Annotated in this window: 2 protein-coding genes; both read right to left on the minus strand. The window is 36.5% G+C overall.

Annotation, left to right across the window (positions count from 1 at the left end):
* Positions 1-3: 3 nt before the first annotated feature.
* Positions 4-1,185, minus strand: coding sequence for a TonB-dependent receptor plug domain-containing protein (locus ABWO41_RS16870; protein ID WP_353140513.1), 1,182 nt, complete (start codon positions 1,183-1,185; stop codon positions 4-6).
* Positions 1,186-1,203: 18 nt separating this feature from the next.
* Positions 1,204-3,373 (minus strand): SusC/RagA family TonB-linked outer membrane protein (locus ABWO41_RS16875; protein WP_353140516.1); only part of this gene is annotated, 2,170 nt, incomplete at its 5' end.

Consider the following 3,373-nt stretch of genomic DNA (forward strand, 5'->3'; position numbering starts at 1 on the left):
ACCTCAGCAACACGTAACCAGCAAGATACCAATCGCAGCGAATACGGACCCTGATAATGAATATTTTGTATTCCTGTTTCCGCCTCTGATAGCTATATTATGATTTTGGGTTAATCCTTTTCTAAACATTAAATCCTGCCAGTCTATCCCAGGCAAATTTCTATAATCTTCAAGGGTTCTTCCTTCTGGATCATATCGTGGATCTGCCGGATCATTTGGATCGTCTGGATTTCCCGGGTAAAGATCTGCTCTGGTATAAATCTCTTTAGTTCTTGTTGCACTGATCTCCATTTGCAGATTCACAAACTCCCATGGAGTCATCATTTTAATAGTCTTCTGTACTTCACTAAATCCAAGTGAAGCGTTAACCGAAATAACAGGCTTTCCTATCTTACCTTTCTTTGTTTGAATAATGATAACACCATTAGCACCTCTGGATCCGTAAATCGCTGTCGCTGAAGCGTCTTTTAAAACGTTCATTGATTCAATTTCTTCTGGATTAATCGCTGCATTATCAGGATCTTCTATTGGAAAACCGTCTATTACATATAAAGGCGTTGTACTTTGTGTTAAAGACCCGGCTCCCCTGATAACTATGTCCGGAACACCTCCTGGTTGTCCATCGGAAGACGAAACCTGAACACCCGCTACACGACCTGCCAAGGCTTCATCAAAAGAACCTACAGGAGCTTCCAATAAATCCGTCATATTTACCTGGCTTACGGAACCTGTTAAATCTTCTTTTTTTACGGCACCATATCCTATTACTACTACACTTTCCAGATTTTGAGCTTCCTCCTTCATCACAATATTCCTAACTGCCGATGTAGTCTTATGTTCCTGCGTAGCAAACCCCAGATAGCTGTATATCAGGGTAGCTCCTAACTGGGCAACCTCTATTCTATAGTTTCCGTTCTGGTCTGATATTGTTTTACTTCCGCCTCCCTTTACCTGAATATTCACTCCCGGTAGGGCAATACCAGATTCGTCTGTTATCTTACCGGTAATATAGATCTTTTGATTTTTGATAATTTTATTACCACTAAACACCGTATTAATACTGGCGTAGCTTTCTGTTTGCTGAAGAGAAAATACCAACAGTAAACCAAACATCAATTTTAAATTAACCACTGCCTTCAATCTATTTTGATTTGCCAAACTGGGCTTTATATAATATTTACACATAATTTTCTGTTTAGGAGATTAGAAAGTAGCATGAAGTCCCAATGAAATTGTTCTTGCCTGAGGATAGGCTGCATAGTCGAATCCCGGAGTAAGAACCGAATGTCTCGAAGACACTTCCGGATCTAAACCTGAATATTTTGTTATAGTAAACAGGTTCTGGGCAGAAAGACGCACATTTAATTGACTAAGATATAACGATTTGATATGTCTCTTCGGAATACTATAACCAACAGAAATTGTTTTCAATCTTAAATAAGAACCGTCTTCCAATACTCTGCTGGATTCCATTCCGGCAGGACCTTGCCCTCCTACTTTAAATAGCTCGTTAGAACGATTTTCTTCTGTCCATCTGTCATTATAAGAAGCATATTGGTTTAAACCCATTAAATTCAAATAATTTCCTTCGAATAACATTCTATTGGCATTATAGATCTGGTTTCCGTAAGACCATTGGAATAATACACTTAAATCAAAAGCCTTATAATTGAAGTTATTTAAGAATCCGCCAAAATGTTTTGGAGCACTTCTTCCGATAATAGTCTGGTCGTCCTCATTGATAATACCATTGTGATCTAAGTCCTTATATCTAATATGCCCTGGCTGAATATCAGTTCTTGGCGAACCATTATCGGGCACACCTACCTTTAAAGTATATGCTCCATTTACATAATCAAAACTTTCCACCTGATAGATGCCATCAAATACATATCCATAAAACATCCCCACAGGAGAGCCAACTTTGCTCACGTATAAAGGAGAGGACGGAGAATTAACTCCCATTTGAGAGTAAATAGCATCTGTATTGTTAATAGACAAAATCTTACTTTTATTAAATGCTATATTAAAATGAGAAGTCCATTTGAACTTATCTGTTTGGATATTATTAGTACTTAATGAAACTTCTAAACCTTCATTTCTGACAGAAGCCAGGTATGGATTTTCTGAACCAGCATCTTTTCTATATACATCAAGGCTTAACGCCACTTTATCTTTTAAAAGACCTAAGTCATACCCCAGATTATATTGTTCTGTGGTTTCTCTTCTGTTATTAAGATCTAACAGTCCATTAAAGATCGCATCATTAGCTCCAAAAACACTTAAATAATTATAAGGTTCATATAACCAACTTTGAATTTGGCCGTAGCCCAATCGCAATTTTGAAGTCGAAACAATATTGGAAGATTTTAAAAAGTCTTCTCCCATCATATTCCATGCTAATGAAACTGAAGGTGAAAAAGAAAAAGTATTATTTGTAAAAGGAAGCTCTTCTGCCCTTAAAGACGCAGACAAATAATATTTAGACTTAAAATTGTAGTTTAATCTACCAAAATACGATCTGAAAGAATATTTAGACATATTTGATTCTGTCACATAAGGTAACCCCTCATCTAAACCGTACTTACCGATATCCTCATTTGGCAAATTTGAAACACTAAACCCAAACAACTCACGCATTCCATTATAATAAGAAAAGCCTGCTGTCGCGTCTAAAGCATGTACTCCATTAAAAACATTGGTATAGTTTAATGTATTCTCATTTGTAAAATATCTGCTTTTTAAATACCTGAACGAACCATTTGATACCAACGCAGTATTACCTCCTGGTGTTAGGGAGTTATAGAAAATATCTAGCCTGTCTCTGTCTGTATTTACCGAACCTATAGAACGAAATTTTAAATTTTTAAGAATGTCCCACTCGAAATATGCGCTCGTCAATAAGTTCGAAGAACCTAATTCTTTATCCTCGTTTTCTAAGGATGTAACCGGATTATATTTAGGGAAAGGTGATGTTAAAGAATAATCAGGATCTATGGCGTAATCCATCAGGTTTAAATTGGATTCACCAGAAACAGGTCTTGCACCCCAAGCTCTGAATATACCATAATTAGTAGAATTTGATACATCCTCACCATTAATAGCATATCCATTTTTGCCATAATAGCCATAGTTAATGGTTAGGCCAACTTTTATTTTCTTGCTAATTGTTTGGTCTAACGCTGCTCGCCCCTGATATCTTTTGGCTCCAGAATTTATAATTATTCCATTTTGGTCAAACAATGACCCCGAAATCGAATATTTGGTATCCTTATCTCCCCCTCTGATAGCTATATTATGTATTTGTACAGGACTGTTTTTAAAAATCTCGTCCTGCCAATCAATTCCTGCTATATTTCTGTAATTAGAGAGT

The organism is Pseudopedobacter sp. (genome assembly GCF_040392825.1).
Taxonomy (GTDB): domain Bacteria; phylum Bacteroidota; class Bacteroidia; order Sphingobacteriales; family Sphingobacteriaceae; genus Pseudopedobacter.